The organism is Euzebya pacifica (genome assembly GCF_003344865.1).
Taxonomy (GTDB): Bacteria; Actinomycetota; Nitriliruptoria; order Euzebyales; family Euzebyaceae; genus Euzebya; species Euzebya pacifica.
The window spans coordinates 2,555,269-2,571,323 of sequence record NZ_CP031165.1 but is presented as its reverse complement, the minus strand read 5'-3'; the positions used below and the strand labels follow the sequence as shown (position 1 = coordinate 2,571,323).

Sequence of the window (16,055 nt, the reverse complement as noted above, 5' to 3'; positions counted from 1 at the left end):
GGGTGTTGGCGATTCAGGCGGCGGCGGTCATTCGGGTGTGAGGACGCTCGTCAGCTGGCTGACCGCATCGATAGAGGGGGATGGACCCAGGTGCTCGATGCCGTTCACCTGCAGCCGGGCGATCTCGTCGAGCACGACCTGCGGGACGGCGCCGTCGGAGAGCAGCAGCAGCGGGCCGTCGAAGATCCATGCAGCGGACGCGAGTACCAGCGCGTCGGGGTAGTCGCCTCCGGGAGCGGTCAGGACGCGGCCCCGGACCGCTCCGGCGCTCGCCCGGCTGACCTCCACGGCCGTGCTCAACCGGTCCGGTCCGGCCAGTCGGTCGACCGGGGCGTAGCCGGCCAGCAGCGTGGCCATCGACTCGGGGATGACGGCGGTGCCGCCAAGGACCACGATCCGCTGTGGGGCCAGCCGCCGGAGCTCCGCGTCGGTGGAGGAGGGCATGCGGTCGCCGTCGACAAGCAGGATCGGCGCCCCTTCCCGCGCGGCCTGGGCACCCCCGGACAGGGCGTCTGGGAAGTTGGCGCCGGTGGCGACGTACACCGTGCCCACGCCCGGTCCGAACGTCGCCGCGGACAGCTGGGCAGCCGTCTCGAAGCGGTTGGCACCGGCGATTCGCCTCATCGGGACGTCGGGCAGGTCAGGCAGGGCGGCGTCGGGCAGGGCGGCTTGGCCCCCGGCGATCACGACCTCGCTGACGGGCAGTCCGACCTCGTCCAGCAGCAGCTGGTTGAGTGCGCGGTCCTCGGGGTCGAGCAGCAGCGTGACACCCTCTCGTGCGCCGGCGACCCCCGCCAGGGCGAGGCCGTCGGGAAACGCGCCGAGGGTGCCGAGCAGCAGGGGGAGGGCCTCGGCCTGCGCGAACCCGCCCGACGTTCCACTGGTGAGGAGCAGCGATTCGAAGAAGGTCTCGACCCGTTGCAGGTGCGATCGCCGGTCGACCCCACCGCCGGGCTGCTCAGCCTCGGTAATCACGTCGAAGACGTTCAGCGTCCTGACGGCGGTCTGCTGGTTGGGGGCCAGCCCGGGGGCGATGGTCAAGAGCGCGTCCTCGAAGCGGGTGCTGATCCCGGGCTTCTCCGGGTCGCGTTCCACCCGATCGGTCAGGCGTATGGGCGTCTCCCCGAGGTCGACGGTCGCGCACTTGGCGTCCAGCGGAGCGGGAACGAAGCTCGCGGTCGCGGAGACGCCGTCATCGGTCGACCGGGCCCCGGTGATCGTGGCGACGACCATCTCGTCGAAGCAGGGGGACTGACGGATGATCAGCACCATGTCGGCCCCGTCCCAGGCGACCTCGCTGGAGTTGCCGCCCAGCAGGCCACCGAAGTGCCCGCGGAAGCGCGCCAGCTGCGCGTCGACGGGCCGTAGTACGCCGGTTCCGGGGTCCCCGACCGGTTCTGCGGGCCCCAGGCTCACTACTCGCGGGTGGAACTCCTGACCGCGGCCAATGTCGATCCGTCCGATTGTCCCGTCGGCGCGTTCGATCAGGTTGACCCCGATCTCGCTCCCGGGGACGCACTCGGTCGTGCCGAACACCGCGTCGGCGCTGCGGTAGTTCCCCGCGACCCCCTCCACGCCCAGTCCGAAGGTCAGGTCCGGCAGGATCTGATCGCCGACCTCGTGGCAGGAGTCCGGGCCCACCGCAACGACGGTGCCCGAGTACCGGTTGGGCTGACCGTTGATCTCGATGGTCAGGTCGCCGTCGTAGGTCGCCCACGTGCCGACGATGCGGTCGGGGTCCGGGGTGAACGCCCCGGGCCGGGTCAGCACCCAGCTGTTGACCTGAAGGCTGACTGGGTCGTCGTGCTCCAAGGTGATGTCGGGGCTGGCGTCCTCGCAGGCGCTGTCGATTCCACCACCGGCGCGGTACTGCGCCCGGCTGCTGGTGATCCGGAACTGTCGCACGTCGGACCACAGCACGTCGCCATCGGTGAAGCACCCGTGCCAACGGCTGTCGGTGATGGTGGCCATGTACATGGGGTTGCCCCCGGCGTCCTGCCCCGACGTGGTGACCGAGATCAGCACGCCCTCAGCGACGTGGTCGCGGTCGCCGTCGAACGAGACCTCCCATGCGCCGAGGATGTCGTCGTAGGCAGGGCCGTCCTGAGCTGACACCGGGACCGGTGGGCTGAGCACCCCCACCGTCAACAGCAGCACGGCCAGGAGCAAGCAACGGGCACCCATGTGACCGATTCAAGCACGCAAGGGGAACCCGGTCGAGGGCTCGAGCGCGACTCAGCTGGGGTTCAGGAACTCGGGGTGTTCGCAGAGGTGCTCCCCGATGGTGGACATGGCGTCGGCGAGGGCCTCGGTCTGGTCCGGAGTGAGGGGGTCGAAGATCAGGCGCTGGACATCCTCGATATGGATCGGCGCGAGGTCCCGGGCACCGCCGAGGCGACCCGCCCCGAGGGCATCGGTGCGGACACCGACCTGGTCCGCGACCTGTGGGAACGCTCTGTCGAGCTCACCGGCGTCGCCTACGACGCACTCGACCGACGACGGCAGCCCGTCGGCGAGGCGCTGATCCTCAAGACCGAATCTGCCCCAGGAGCACACGATTGACGACGGCTGACCTGCGTTTCCGCAGGTCAGCAGGCGGTCGGGAGGGAGCCGGTCTGTAAGCCGGATTCTGTCGGGGACGACCATCTGTCTGGGGCCGACGTCTCCGTCGACCTCGATGCGGCCTACCCGGTGCTCGGCGGGCAGCCTCGTCGCACCTGCTTGGCCTTGCTCCGGACGGGGTATGCCTGGCCGCCGACGTTGCCGCCGACGCCGGTGCGCTCTTACCGCACCCTTTCACCCTTACCCGCACCCGGTTTCCCGGGCCGCTGGCGGTCTGCTCTCTGCTGCACTTTCCACGCATCACTGCGCCCGGGAGTTACCCGGCGTCCTGCCCTGTGGAGTCCGGACTTTCCTCGACGGGTTGCCCCGCCGCGGCCGTCCGACCGACTCCCTCCTGACCATCCCGCATCGTACGCGCCGGCGGACCAATCGGCCGTGCGGTCGACACGGCCACTCGTCGATGGCGCACACTCGGTCGCCGGTGCGACTTATCGAGGACTATGGGCCTGCGCCGCTGGACGACCCGGCGGTGTATCCCGGTATGTGGCCCTCCGGCCCCGTGATGGTGTCGGCCGACGCCGTCGTGCCGGTCCCCCACTCCATCAGCACGACCGACCGCATCGCGGTGCTGGCGATCGGGTCCAACGCCAACCCCGCACAGATCCGCCGAAAGGGGATCGTCGGTGAGGTGTTGCTGATGCCGACGACCCTGCAGAACCACCTGGTGGTGCATGCCGGGCACATCACGACCTACGGGGCGGTCCCGGCTACGGTCGTCCGATGGCCGCAGGCCAGCTGCCAGGTGTTCGTCGCATGGTTGACGGCACAGCAGGTGGCCGACACCACCATCAGCGAGCACGGCAACTACGACCTCGTGGACCTGCCGACCGACCATGGCGTCATCCCCGGCTACCGAGCCCGGACGGGGGTCCTGACCGACCGCACCGGCTGGCCGATCCGGCTGGCCGCGGTCGAGGCGCACGGGCCGGGACTGCCGACCATGATGACCCAGGCCCAGGCGTTGGCGGCCCACCCGGGCCCAGTCCGCTGAACCGATCGCGCGGCACGCCCGGCACAGGGCACAACCCCCGTATCAGGAACTCCACGGTCGCGGCCATCTCCGGCATGCCGGCAGACGCCCCTACCCCACCCGGGGGGTCGAATCCTTACAGAACCGTTTCGGTTGTGTCCGGCGTGGGTCAAAGGTCCCAGCGGACAGTGGACAGCGTTCACCGACCACGGATACTCGATGGCGTGACCACCGCAACGCTGGAGATCTATCGCACCGAGTCGGGTGCGGTCTACGAGGTCGTCGGTCGCCGCGTGCGACGCACGAGCGCAACGGGAGACGGACCGATCGGCGACTGGCAGGACTACGTCGCGATCAACCGCCTGCCCGCGGCGCTGATGCGCCCCGGCAGCCAGGGCGAGGTGCTGGAGATCCTGCTGGTCGGCGGACGCCGCATCTACACCTCGCGACTCGTCGTCCCGACCGACTGACGGCTGGTCGTCCCGACCGACTGACGGCTACTTCTCGGGGGGCGACAGGTCGGGTTCGTCCCAGTCCCACTCGGTCCCCTCACGGGTGTCGCGCACCCGCACGCCGTCGGCGTCCATGTGCACGCGGATGTGGTCGGCCACCTCGAAGGCCTTGCGGGTCCGTGCGTCATCGCGGACATGCAGCAACGTCTCGATGTGCGGCCGAACGAGCTCGCGGTGGTCGTGCATGGCCTCGCCCGCCAGCCGTCCCAGCCTGGTCAGCATCCCCCGGAGCGTCCGGACCGCCCGGTCGTGCTCGTCGGACTCCTGGGTGTCGGCCCCCCAGGCGCGGATGAGCTCCTCGAGGTCCAGCGTCGCCCGCGTCGCCCCGTCGGCGTCGAGGTCGTCCAACGCCGTGTCGAACGCCCGGGCGAGGGCGGCGACCTGCTCGTCCATGGGGGTTGGGGCAGGCTCGACCCCGTCGAGGCCGGGCGCCGGTTCGTCGTCGATGGCGATGGTGCCGTTGGCGGTGCCGGAACCGACCTCCACCAGGGAGACCGTGTCCCCCGCCACCCAGCTGGCCATGGGCTGGCCGTCGCGGCGGACGTGCACGCCACCGCGTCCCTCGACCCGCATGGTCCCGGCGTCGAGGTCGAGGATGGCCGCGGTGTGCTCGTCGATGCCGAGCACCCACTCGTCGGCGTCGAGGTCGGCTTCCAGCAGCTCCAGGCGACGCTTGCCGAGGTAGCAGTAGCGCGTGTCGTGGGTACCACCCTCGGCGTTGTCGAAGTGCGGGATGACCACACAGCGCCAGCCGAGGACCTGCTCGACGACCCCGAGACCCGGCGCCCACGACGGGACGACGCCCGCCTTGTAGATCTCGTAGACCGGGATGGTCCGGGTGCCGGTGGTGACCGCGGCGGCGCTGGCAAGGACGACGGTGCCACCGCCGTCGACGATCGCGGCGAACGCATCGGCGAACCCGGCCGTCGACCACTGACCGATGGCGTAGGTGGGGCTGCCCGGCCCGGAGAACAGCCAGTCAGCGCGACGCACCGTGTCGAGGGTGGACTCGACTGCGAGCGCGTCGGCCCGGTCCAGGCGGCCGGCCCTGACCACCCGCACGTCGCGTCCCACGTGGTGGGCGAAGTAGTGCTTCGCCTTGTCGCTGATCTCCGCGGCGTTCTCCTGGAAGCCGTACGGCGTGTCGAGCAGGACCGCATCGACTCCCCCACCGCTGCGCTGTTCGGTGGTCGCGAACAGCTTCTGGTGGGTGGTCACCATCGTCGGGGTCGTCTCGCCCGACCCCATCAGAACCAGCGTTCCGGAAGTCATGCTCCAGAGACTGACCGGACCGGGTTCAGCTGACAACCACGATGCTGCCGCACTGCTGGCAGTAGGCCAGGCTGTTCGCGGCGGCCTCCTTGATGTCCTCCAGCTCGATGGCCGTCAGCTCCATGTAGCAGCCCTTGCAGGTCTTGCCCTCCAGCTTGGCCACGACACGGCCCTTCCGCTTGGCGCGCAGGCCGTCGTAGACGGCGATGACCTCGTCGTCGATGCCGCTGGCCTCCTCGGCGCGCCGGGCCTCGAGCCGCTCGATCTCGGCGTCGATGTCGGTGGCTGCGTGGTCGCGTCGGTTCTCGAGGTCGGCGATCTGGTCCTTGAGCTCGCTCCGGCGAGCGGTCAGCTCGTCGACCAGCGAGCTGCTCTCCTCCAGCTGCTCCATGATCTCCAGCAGCGAGTCCTCCAGGTCGGACTTGCGGTGCTGGAGGGAGCGGATCTCCTCGCGGAGCGCGCCGAGCTCCTTCTCGCTGGTGATCCGGCCGGAGTAGACGTTGGCCTCCGAGGACTTGCGGCGGGCGTCGACGGTCTCGATCTCGCGCTCGTGGCGAGTGGACTGGGCGGTCAGGTTGTCCTGGGTCTTCGTGGCCTCCACCAGCTCGTCGACCACCTTCACGAGGGTCTCCTCGTGCTGCTCGAGGACCTTCTGCTCCTCCAGGTTGGCGCGCTTGTGGCGGAGCAGCCGGATCTCCTCGTCGGTGTCGGCGAGGAGGAGCAGGTCGTGCTGCTGCTGGGGGGTGGCCTTCATGTCGTGCGGTTCCAGTCGGTCCAGGGGTCGGTGGCGCGCGTCGAGCGATGCACGGGTGCCGTCAGCCCCATGGTCGCAGCCTGCGCACGCAGGTGTGTGGCAACGTCGTCCATCGCCGGGTTCTCCGTGGCGAAGTGGCCGGCGTCGATCAACGACAGTCCCATGGTCAGGGCGTCGAGGGTCGGGTGGTGCTTGAGGTCGCCGGTGACGAACAGGTCGACGGTGGGGCGGCCGTCGGCACCGATGACGGATCCGATGAGGCTGTCCCCCGCTCCGCCGCAGATCGCGACCGTGGTCACCTCGCGGGTGGGGTCGTCGTCGACGGCGGCCAACCGCAGGTGTGGGGAGGGCAGGCCGTCGGCCAGCGCGGAGGCGACCTCGGCCAGCGAGCGGGGCTCGGGCAGCCGACCGACAAGGCCCAGGCCGCGGCTGGCGGTGGGAGGGCCGACGTCCAGCAACGGCACGACGTCGACTGCGACTTCCTCGTAGGGATGGGCCTGGCGGAGGGCTGCGAGCACGTGCGGCACCCGGTCGCGCGGGGCCTCCATCTCGATGCGGTCCTCGACGACGTGTTCGGTCTGCCCACGCGTCCCGATGTGGGGGTCGGCGCTGTCCCCCGGCTCGAACCGGCCGGCACCGGCGGTGGTGAACGCACAACCCGTGTAGTCGCCGATGACCCCGGCGCCCGCCGCGGTCATCGCGTCGATCACGACATCGGTGTGCTCGGCCGGCACGAGCGTGATGACCTTCACCCGGCCGGGTGGGGGCAGGGGCTGGATGGGACGTCGGTCGAGGAGGCCGAGGACCGCTGCCGCCGGATGGGAGGTGCCGTCCGCGGCCTTGTCGACGTTGGTGTGGGCGGCAAGGATCGCGCAGCCCTGGCGTGCCGCGCGAAGGGCCAGCCGGCCCGAGGCGGTCTCGGGGGTCAGCCGACGCAGCGGCGAGAACAGCAGCGGGTGGTGGACGACCAGGAGGTCGGCCCCCAGGTCGTCGGCTTCGTCGAGCACCGCCTCGGTGACGTCGAGGGCCACGAGGACCCCGGTGACGGTGTCGCGAGTCGGATCGCCGACGTGCAGGCCGACCTGATCCCAGCCCTCCGCGTCGGCGGGCGGGTACAGGGCCGACAGTCCGCGCATCCATGCGCCCAACGGGTCCCCGGCGGTGCTGGCTGATCGGTCTGGCATGTCCGCGGGATCCTAGTGGACAAGACCCCGGTGCGCTCCGCAGGACCGGCCTGCCCGTCCGGCGCGGCACCCTGACCTACGCTGCCCGCAGGTGCTGTTCCCGACGATCGACTTCGCGGTCTTCTTCGTCGTCGTGCTGACCGGATCATGGCTGTTGATGCCCCGGCGCGGCGAGTGGAAGTTCTTCGTGCTGGTCGCGTCGTATGTCTTCTACGGCTGGTGGAACCCGCGCTTCTGCTTGCTGCTGGCAGGGGTGACGCTGGTCAACCACTTCGGCGGCACGGCGGTGTCGCGGCTGCCGGTCGGTCGGGCGCGCTCCCTGGTGCTGGCCCTGACGGTCGTCGCGGACCTCGGCGTGCTCGGGTTCTTCAAGTACTACGGCTTCTTCGTGACGTCGGTCACCAACTCGCTGGCATCGATCGGGGTGACGGTCGCCCCTCCCCTGCTGCAGATCGTCCTGCCCGTCGGGGTGTCGTTCTTCACCTTCCAGGCCATCAGCTACGTGGTCGACATCCACCGCGGCGACACCGAGGCCGTGCCGCTGCTGGACTTCGCGATGTACCTGTCGTTCTTCCCCCAGCTGGTCGCCGGGCCGATCGTGCGGGCCAGCGAGCTGCTGCCGCAGATGCGCCAGCGGCAGGACCCGCGGTCGGTCGATGCGGCCCGGGCGTTCGGGCTGATCACCGCAGGGATGTTCAAGAAGGTGGTCGTGGCCAACCTGCTGGCCACCGAGCTGGTCGACCGGGTGTTCGCCAACCCCGAACGCTTCAACGCGCTGGAGGTGGGGCTGGCGATCTACGGCTATGCGGTGCAGATCTACGCCGACTTCTCCGGGTACACCGACATCGCCATCGGCGTGGCGTTGCTGATGGGGTTCCGGTTCCCCGACAACTTCGACCGTCCCTACATCGCCGTGACCCTCCAGGACTTCTGGCGACGCTGGCACATGACGTTGTCCCGCTGGCTGCGCGACTACCTCTACATCCCCCTCGGCGGGTCCCGCGGGACCGAACGCCGGACCAAGGTCAACCTGATGCTGACGATGCTGCTGGGGGGCCTGTGGCACGGGGCCGCCTGGAACTTCGTCATCTGGGGTGGCATTCACGGGGTGTGGCAGGCCGTCGAACGGCAGGGCGTGCTGGTGGGCGGGCACGACCCGAAGGGCTTCCGCACCCGTCTGCTGCGCGGCCTGATCACCTTCCACGTCGTGTGCCTGGCCTGGGTGTTCTTCCGTGCCGAGACCTTCACGGCGGCCGGCACGATCCTCGGCCGGTTGGTGACCGGCTGGACCACTCCGGCGGCGCTGGACCCGTCGGTGCCGTACTGGTGGCTGCCGATCACCATCGCCGGTGCCCTGGCCGTGCAGTTCCTGCCCGAGGGCACGGGCGCACGGCTGCAGGCGGGCTTCTCGCGCGTGCCCGTCGTGGCGCAGGGCGTGGCGCTGGCCGGTGCCCTCCTCGTCATCGAGACCCTCGGCCCGGTCGGCGTCGCCCCGTTCATCTACTTCCAGTTCTGACCGTGACGGCCGGGCCGGGTCACTGGCTGGGCGGCAGGCCGAGCGCCAGCCGCGCCTCCTCGCACAACGACGGCACGGTGACGCACGTCAACCTGACTCCCGTGCCCTCCTGCGCCCAGCGGGCGCCGTTGCCGGCGAGGAAGTCGATGGTCTCCTGCGGGAGGGTGTCGGTGGACGCCAGCACGATCGGGGCGTCGAACAGCGCCGAGTGGGCTGCAGCGGCGTAGCCGCCGGCCCAGGACGTCTGCTCCTGTCCCTGGACGAGGATCACCTGCGCGACCTCGTCGGCGTCAGCCGCACCCCGCTTGTCGGCGATGGCGACGGCGGTCGCGGCACGGCTGGGGCCGGCCAGACGCTCGACGGCCATGCCCATCGCGACCAGCTCGTCCTCGACGGCCTGTCCGATGGCCGCGGTGCCCCCGATGATCTCCACGCGTGTCGCCCCGGACGTCGCCAGGTAGTCGCGGGTCGACGCGGTCAGCCGTTCGGTCTCGGTCAGCAGGACCGGCCAGCCCGAGTCCGCTGACATGCCTGCGGCGGCCAGGGTGTCGGCGAAGGCCTGGGTCGGGTCGGTTGCGCCCGGCGCGGGGAAGGCGCGCGACAGGATGATCGTGTCGGCCTCCGGTGCGTCCTGGGTGGCGATCGCGATGGCCGTCTCGAACCGGGACCCGCCAGCGCGCCGTTCCGTCGCCAGCCCCATGGCTGCGAGCTCCGCCTCCACCTCTGCGGCGATGGCGGCCGTCCCGCCGAGCAGGATGGCCCGTTCCGGGCCCAGCCGCTGGATCTCGGCGCGCAGGTCCTCCGGTACCGCACCCTCTCCCGGCACGAGCAGCAACGGCTTGTCGGCCTGCAGCACACCGGAGGCCAATGAGTCGGCGAACTCGTCGTTTCGGCCGACGACGATGGTTCGCACGTCGGGCAGGGGCGTCGCCTCGCTCAGGGCGATGGCGATCTCGACGTTCGGCGGCGTCTCCTCGGTCTTGACGATCGCGATCGTGTCCGCGGGGAACGAGGACTGGCTGGAAACCGGGGTGGCGGCCATCACGAGCAGCACCATCCCGAGCACGGGGGGCAGGCGCACGGTCCCTCCAGGGGTCGGGCCGTCACCTGGTGGGACGACGCGGGGCAACGCTACTCCTCCCGCTGTCCTGACGGCGTGGTGTTCGCCACTCGTAAGCCGGTCGTGGTTCCCGCCTCGAATCGCGGATAGCATCAGTGCGCGTTGATGTCATCAACCGCCGTCGATGACCGCTCTCCCGTTCGAGACCTGGAGCCCTGCCATGTCAGACACCCGAACCGGCACGCCGCCGGCCAACGTCCCGCCAGCGTCCGCCGATGCGGAGGTGCTCGGCAGGCTGTCGGTCCTCGATCGCTTCCTGCCGGTGTGGATCGGCGTGGCCATGGCTGTCGGGTTGCTCCTGGGACGGCTGCTCCCCGGCGTGGCCGATGCCCTGGACGCCGCGAAGATCGACACGGTCTCGGTCCCGATCGCCATCGGCCTGCTGATCATGATGTACCCGCCGCTGGCGAAGGTCCGGTACGGGGAGCTCGGGGCGATCGCATCGGACCGGCGACTGCTGGGCGCATCCCTGGTGCTCAACTGGCTGATCGGCCCGGCCCTCATGTTCACGCTCGCGTGGCTGCTGCTCCCAGACCTGCCCGAGTTCCGCACCGGCCTGATCATCGTCGGGCTGGCCCGCTGCATCGCGATGGTGCTGATCTGGAACGACCTCGCCTGCGGCGACCGTGACGCCGCAGCCTTCCTGGTGGCGATCAACTCGGTCTTCCAGATCGTCGCCTACAGCGTCCTCGGCTGGTTCTACCTCTCCGTCCTCCCGGGCTGGCTGGGACTGGAGCAGCAAGCACTCGACGTCGGCCTGTGGGAGATCGCCAAGGCCGTGCTGGTGTTCCTCGGCATCCCGTTGCTGGCCGGCGTGGCCTCGAGGGTGCTCGGCGAACGGGCCCGGGGACGGGAGTGGTACGAGCAGACCTTCCTTCCACGCATCTCCCCATGGGCGCTGTACGGACTGCTCGCCACCGTCGTCATGCTCTTCGCCCTGCAGGGCGAGGCCATCACCTCCCGACCCTTCGACGTCGTGCGCATCGCGCTGCCGCTGCTGGCCTACTTCGCGATCATGTTCGGCCTGTCGTTCGCGCTGGGCCTTCGACTCGGCCTGGGCTACGAGCGCAACGCGACGCTGAGCTTCACCGCCGCCGGCAACAACTTCGAGCTGGCCATCGCGGTGGCGATCGGCGTGTTCGGTGCGACCTCCGGTCAGGCGCTCGCCGGCGTCGTCGGGCCGCTCATCGAGGTGCCGGTCCTGGTCGGGCTCGTCTACGTGGCACTGTGGGCACGACGTCGCTTCTATCCGGCAGCCGACGGGGGCACGCGGTGAACGCCGCGGTCGACGTCGACCTGACCGTCGAGCAGCTGCGGGTCTTCACCGACCCGTTGCGCCTGCGGATCATCCAGCTGCTCGCCGGCGAGGAGCTGTGCACCTGCCACCTGGTGGAGGAGACCGGCGCCAAGCAGCCCACGGTCAGCCACCACCTCAGGATCCTGCGCGAGGCCGGCATGGTCGAGGCCGAGCGAGAGGGGGCCTACACGTGGTACCGGCTCGTCGCTGGACCCATCTCCAGGACAGGCCAGGCACTCGAGACGATCGGCCAGCAGGCGACCGAGGCCGCGCGCTTGCGGAGGCCGTGCGGCTGAGGCGACCCACCTGCGACACGTACCCGCCCTTTTCACGAGTGCACGAGCGGCGTACCGTGGCCAGCAGGAAACACAACCGAAGAGGTGGTCGCCATGCCCAGGTATCTCGTCGTCGCGAACCTGACGCTCGGGGGTGAACACCTGCTCGAAGTCCTGCGCGAACGGGCCGAGGATCCCGAGGCACGCTTCCACGTCCTCGCGCCCACGTCCGCAGCACCGGACGGCTTCCACATGCACGACGAGGAGGAGGCCACCATCGACGCCCACCGCCGGCTCAAGGAGTCCATGCGTCGGTTCGGCGAGCTCGGCGTCAAGGAGGTCACCGGTGAGCTGGGCAGCTCACGTCCCAACGACGCGATCGGTGATGTGATCAGGGCCAACAGCCACGACACGTTCGACGAGATCATCCTGTCGACGCTGCCGGCCGGCCCGTCGAAGTGGATCGCGATGGACCTGCCGCGGCGGGTCGAACGGTCCCACGGCATCCCCGTGACGCACCTCGAGGCGCCCAAGAGCTGACGGGGCCACCGGCAGGAGAACGACCCCCCGACGGCGAACCCCTCCGACAACCCCCGTTGTCCAGAGGAGCTCGCCCTGATGTCGTCGTCCATTCGCCCTGCCGTTGCTGGCCTGATCACCGTCGTGCTGGCGCTCGGGCTGGCGCTGGCCGGCCTGCGTCCCGCCCCCGCCGCTGCGGCGGCTGCCGAGCCGGTGTGGACCCAGACCACGATCACCACGCCCGACGGGATCACGCTGCTGACCGACGTGCTGCACCCGGCGGACATGCCCGCCGAGGAGGGCCCCCGTCCGGTCCTCCTGATCGTCAGCCCCTACCTCGGTGACGAGGGCGGCACGGACTGGTCCAAGCGCTTCACCGACTTCTTCTACGGTGCCTACGACGGCGAGGGCCTGTTCGCCAACGGCTGGTCGGTCGTGCAGGTCCACACCCGCGGCACGTCCGGCTCGACCGGCTGCCTCGACATCCTCGGCGTCGGCGAGCAGACCGACATCGTCACCGCCGTGGAGTGGGTCGACGACCAGCCCTGGGCCGACGGCATCGCGATGTACGGCAAGTCCTACGACGCCAACACCGGCGCAGCTGCGCTGGCCAACTCCCCCCGCGGGCTCGACGCCGTCATCGCCCAGGCGATCGGCCCCGACCGCTATCGCGCCACTCACAACGACCGGGTCCGCTTGCTGCAGTCCCTCGCCTATCCCGCGACCTACCGGCTCAGCGGCGAGGCGAACATGTCGACCGCGAGCGACCCCGAGTACACCCTCAACGCGTTGACCCACACCGCGTACTGCTCGCCGGACGAGGTCAACCACTTCCGCGACGACGAGACCATCCCGTTCTGGACGATCCGCGACTTTCCCGAGCGCGCGGAGGGCACCACGATCCCGACGTTCATCACCGCCGGGTACCTGGACAACGCCACCAACATCGGCGGCGGGGCGCTGGACCTGTTCAACGCCCTCGAGGGGCCCAAGCACCTGTGGATCGGCTGGTGGGACCACGTCCGCGGCAACGACACCATCGGTACGTGCGACCAGTACTCCGAGGGCTGCACCTTCGCGATGGGTCGTGACAGCTGGTTCGCCGAGACGACCGCGTTCCTCGAGCGGCACGTGAAGGGCACCTCGCTGGCCGAGCTGCCGGACTACCCCGACTACACCGTGGCGGCCCAGACCTCCGACGGGACCTGGCGCAGCGAGGACAGCCTGCCGGCTGCCGACACGGTGTTCACCGACATGCGCCTCCGTGGGGGCGTCTACGTCGACGACGGCACCGGTCGTGGCTCGGCCGACTCGAGCCTGGGCGCCGGCGGCGTCCTGTCCACCGGGTCGCTCACCGACGGCGTGTGGACCTTCGGCGATCCCTACGCCGAGCGGACCCACCTCGCCGGTATCCCCGTCGCCACGATGCTGATCGACCCGACCCTGCCCCGCGCCAACGTGGTCGTGAACCTCTACGACGTCGCCCCCGACGGGCGGGCGACGATGATCACCCGGGGCGCCGGTATGGTCGATGCCGTGGGGACCGAGGTCATCACCATGTGGCCGACGGACTGGGTGTTCGAGCCCGGACACCGCTTGGCGGTTCGCGTCTCCGACGCCAACACCGAGAACTACATCCATGTGCCGACCAACGCCGACGTCCAGGTCGTCAGCGGTCAGGTCGAGCTGCCGATGCTGCCGTCCGCCCGGGTCAGCGACCTCGCCGGCGATCCGGCCCCGCGTCTGGAGAGCTACCTGCAGCGTGCGCCCTTCGACGTGTCCTCGCTGCTCGTGGCAGAGACGCTGTCGTCGTTCCTGCGCTGACCGCCATGCCCTGACCGGAGGGCCTGGCACCCGAAGGGCCCGACCCACCGGCCCGTCGGCGCTGCTTGGCGCCCGGCGGGCCGGGCCGTACGGTCGGTGGCCACACATGACAGCCGGGACCACCACGCAACCCGGCCGGCCTCGCCGGTCGACCCCGCGGTTGCCCCGCAGCTACGCCAGGACCGTCGGCGAGCCCGCCCGACGGACCATGCCGGCCGGCCGGGCGCTGGTGGTCATCGTGGTCGCGCTGCTGCTGGGCGGCCTGCTGAACGTGACGGCGCTGACCGAGGCGGCCGACCGCCAGCCCCCGAGCCTGAAGCGCGACATCTCCCAGGTGCTGGTGTGGCCCTTCGAGCAGATTAGCGGGTTGTTGGGCCTGGACCAGCCGCGTGCCCTGCTGGCCGACCGGCTCGGCCGCGACGCCGACGCAGGGACGGCTGGCGGCACCGCGGCGGCGACGGTGGACGCCGGCGAGTCGGCGCCGCAGGAAGCTGGTGACGCCCTCGGTGCGGCTGCCGCGCTGGCCGGCCGAGAGGCCATCGACACCGCCCTCGGCGACGCCGTCGCCATCCCCGAGGCCGGGGCGTCCCTGGAGGACCAGCCCACCCTGACCGGCCGGCTCGAGGGCCCGTTCACCGAGACCGAGCCGTTGGTCGTCGGGGTGATCGGCGACTCGCTGACCGAGCAGATCGGTCCCACCCTGATCCAGCGGATGGGACGGCCCGGTGTGCCGGGTGAGGCGTTCCACGACTTCACCTACTCCTCCGGTCTGTCCCGTCCCGACTTCTACGACTGGCCGGCCCGCGCCGCCCAGCTGATGGCGGAGGAGGATCCCGACATCTGGGTCGTCATGGTCGGCGCCAACGACGGCCAGGACGTCATCGACGACGGCGGCCAGTTCCGCCAGCTCGGCACCGACGAGTGGGAGGCGATCTACCGTTCGCGCATCGGCGGGCTGATGGACCTGCTGACCGCCGACGGCCGCGCGGTCATCTGGATCGGCCAGCCGGTGATGCGCGACACCGAGTTCGACGAGCGCATGGAGTACCTGTCGAGCCTGTACCAGTCCGAGGCGTCAGCGCGTGCCTACGTGTCGTTCGTCGATGCCCGCCGGGTGTTCGCCGGTGACGACGGACGCTACGCCGACTACCTGCCCGCGGGCGACGGGTCGCTGACCCAGATGCGGCTCGGGGACGGCATCCACCTGACCCGGTCCGGCGCCGAACGCCTCGTCAGCCAGCTCCTCCCGCTGCTGCCCATCGAGACCGGCTGACCCAGCTCGTCGCGGCCGCCTGCACAGGCGGCATCAGCCGCCGACGATGTGGCTGACGGCCAGCGCGAACCCCGGGGCCTTCCAGCTCACCACGCCGACCACCAGCACCACACCGGCGACCCGCAGGAGGCGACCGGTCCGCTCGGAGAGGGGGATCACCCCCCGCCGTCGAAGGACCACGCCAACCCCGCCGGCGGTCAGCAGCTCGGTGAGGAGCAGCAGGTCGGGCAGGACCAGCATCGCCAGCGGGACGTAGGGCAACCATGCACGAACGGGCCGCATGGCGGGCAGCGGGACGGCCTGCGAGAGGCGGGCATGCACCGCGGCGAGCACGGCACCGGCGGCGATGGCGATCGCGCTGAACAGCAGCACGGCAACCCAGGCATGGCCGACGTTGGCGAAGACGGGATTGTCGGGACGAAGCGGGTCGATGAGCGGTCCGGCCACGACCAGCACCGCCAACCCCACCACCGACCCGCCGCGCCAGCCGTCGGGCAGCAGCCGCCGCAGCAGGGTGTGGACCAGCGCCAGCAGGAGCCCGGCCAGGAGGCCGCCGAACACGACCACGACCAGCGTCCCCTCGACCGTGATCGCGCCCATGGCGGTACCGGTCTCGATGGGGCGTCCCTGCGCCTCGGGGCCAGCCAGCACGGCGAGGGCCCGCATCGCCAGCCGTGCCGCAGGTCCGATCAGCAGCAAGCCGACCAGCGCACCCGCGAGGACCATCACCGCCGCCTCGCGGAAGATCCGGCGGGACATCGACACGCCGGCTCGGAGCCGCCGCGGCGGCATGGGCGCGGCGTACCACCCTGCCCGGTACTCCACCGCGCGCCAACGAACCCCCGCCGCCAGCGCAAGAAGCACGATGGCGCCGCATCCGCTCATCAGCACCACGGGTCCAGCATGCGCCCATCCCC

General features: G+C 70.7%; 15 protein-coding genes and 1 other RNA gene. 9 read left to right on the top strand and 7 right to left on the bottom strand.

The window, feature by feature from the left end; translation table 11 throughout:
- Positions 1 to 27 precede the first annotated feature (27 nt).
- Positions 28 to 2,184 carry a cell wall-binding repeat-containing protein gene (locus DVS28_RS10860; protein ID WP_114591464.1) on the bottom strand — a complete coding sequence of 719 codons (2,157 nt, stop codon included), beginning with the start codon at positions 2,182 to 2,184 and terminating at the stop codon, positions 28 to 30.
- A gap of 75 nt (positions 2,185 to 2,259) precedes the next feature.
- Here DVS28_RS10860 and DVS28_RS10855 point away from each other — a divergent pair, with 75 nt between their 5' ends.
- A complete protein-coding gene (locus DVS28_RS10855; RefSeq protein ID WP_114591463.1) occupies positions 2,260 to 2,562 on the top strand; it encodes a hypothetical protein in 303 nt (100 codons plus the stop codon).
- A 40-nt stretch (positions 2,563 to 2,602) separates the two neighbouring features.
- Here DVS28_RS10855 and rnpB read toward each other — a convergent pair.
- Positions 2,603 to 2,953: RNase P RNA component class A (gene rnpB / locus DVS28_RS10850), an RNA gene on the bottom strand.
- 90 nt (positions 2,954 to 3,043) lie between these two features.
- Between rnpB and DVS28_RS10845 the strand changes: the two genes are divergently transcribed.
- Both DVS28_RS10845 and DVS28_RS10840 read left to right on the top strand, forming a co-directional pair.
- Positions 3,044 to 3,613, top strand: a complete 570-nt coding sequence (locus tag DVS28_RS10845; protein WP_164710386.1) for a hypothetical protein — start codon at positions 3,044 to 3,046, stop codon at positions 3,611 to 3,613.
- 203 nt (positions 3,614 to 3,816) lie between these two features.
- Positions 3,817 to 4,062 carry a hypothetical protein gene (locus tag DVS28_RS10840; protein WP_114591461.1) on the top strand — a complete coding sequence of 82 codons (246 nt, stop codon included), beginning with the start codon at positions 3,817 to 3,819 and terminating at the stop codon, positions 4,060 to 4,062.
- A gap of 27 nt (positions 4,063 to 4,089) precedes the next feature.
- On the opposite strand, the gene DVS28_RS10835 is transcribed toward DVS28_RS10840, so the two are convergent.
- The 3 genes from DVS28_RS10835 to DVS28_RS10825 are packed head-to-tail and all read right to left on the bottom strand — an operon-like array spanning position 4,090 to position 7,314.
- Positions 4,090 to 5,376, bottom strand: a complete 1,287-nt coding sequence (locus DVS28_RS10835) for a type 1 glutamine amidotransferase family protein (protein WP_164710385.1) — start codon at positions 5,374 to 5,376, stop codon at positions 4,090 to 4,092.
- Positions 5,377 to 5,401: 25 nt separating this feature from the next.
- Positions 5,402 to 6,130 (bottom strand): zinc ribbon domain-containing protein, encoded by a 729-nt coding sequence (locus DVS28_RS10830; protein WP_114591459.1) that lies wholly within the window; start codon positions 6,128 to 6,130, stop codon positions 5,402 to 5,404.
- Complete coding sequence (locus DVS28_RS10825) at positions 6,127 to 7,314, bottom strand: Nif3-like dinuclear metal center hexameric protein (protein WP_114591458.1); 1,188 nt, start codon at positions 7,312 to 7,314, stop codon at positions 6,127 to 6,129. The genes DVS28_RS10830 and DVS28_RS10825 overlap by 4 nt, the downstream gene beginning before the upstream one ends.
- A gap of 91 nt (positions 7,315 to 7,405) precedes the next feature.
- On the opposite strand from DVS28_RS10825, the gene DVS28_RS10820 reads away from it, so the two are divergent.
- On the top strand, positions 7,406 to 8,830 hold the full coding sequence (locus DVS28_RS10820) for an MBOAT family O-acyltransferase (protein WP_114591457.1): 1,425 nt from the start codon (positions 7,406 to 7,408) through the stop codon (positions 8,828 to 8,830).
- Positions 8,831 to 8,849: 19 nt separating this feature from the next.
- On the opposite strand, the gene DVS28_RS10815 is transcribed toward DVS28_RS10820, so the two are convergent.
- Positions 8,850 to 9,911: a cell wall-binding repeat-containing protein gene (locus DVS28_RS10815; protein WP_164710384.1), complete on the bottom strand. Its 1,062-nt coding sequence runs from the start codon at positions 9,909 to 9,911 to the stop codon at positions 8,850 to 8,852.
- A gap of 199 nt (positions 9,912 to 10,110) precedes the next feature.
- Between DVS28_RS10815 and arsB the strand changes: the two genes are divergently transcribed.
- The 5 genes from arsB (at position 10,111) to DVS28_RS10790 (ending at position 15,138) form a co-directional block, all read left to right on the top strand.
- Positions 10,111 to 11,226 (top strand): ACR3 family arsenite efflux transporter, encoded by a 1,116-nt coding sequence (gene arsB, locus DVS28_RS10810; protein WP_114594122.1) that lies wholly within the window; start codon positions 10,111 to 10,113, stop codon positions 11,224 to 11,226.
- The gene (locus DVS28_RS10805) at positions 11,223 to 11,543 is read left to right on the top strand and encodes an ArsR/SmtB family transcription factor (RefSeq protein WP_216826550.1); all 321 of its coding nucleotides are present in this window, start codon (positions 11,223 to 11,225) and stop codon (positions 11,541 to 11,543) included. The genes arsB and DVS28_RS10805 overlap by 4 nt, the downstream gene beginning before the upstream one ends.
- Before the next feature lie 93 nt (positions 11,544 to 11,636).
- Positions 11,637 to 12,062 (top strand): hypothetical protein, encoded by a 426-nt coding sequence (locus DVS28_RS10800; RefSeq protein WP_164710383.1) that lies wholly within the window; start codon positions 11,637 to 11,639, stop codon positions 12,060 to 12,062.
- A gap of 78 nt (positions 12,063 to 12,140) precedes the next feature.
- Positions 12,141 to 13,865 (top strand): CocE/NonD family hydrolase, encoded by a 1,725-nt coding sequence (locus DVS28_RS10795; protein ID WP_114591454.1) that lies wholly within the window; start codon positions 12,141 to 12,143, stop codon positions 13,863 to 13,865.
- 106 nt (positions 13,866 to 13,971) lie between these two features.
- Positions 13,972 to 15,138, top strand: a complete 1,167-nt coding sequence (locus DVS28_RS10790; protein WP_164710382.1) for an SGNH/GDSL hydrolase family protein — start codon at positions 13,972 to 13,974, stop codon at positions 15,136 to 15,138.
- A gap of 33 nt (positions 15,139 to 15,171) precedes the next feature.
- Here the strand turns inward: DVS28_RS10790 and DVS28_RS10785 are convergent, their stop codons facing one another.
- Positions 15,172 to 16,032, bottom strand: a complete 861-nt coding sequence (locus tag DVS28_RS10785; RefSeq protein ID WP_164710381.1) for a hypothetical protein — start codon at positions 16,030 to 16,032, stop codon at positions 15,172 to 15,174.
- Positions 16,033 to 16,055: the final 23 nt, after the last annotated feature.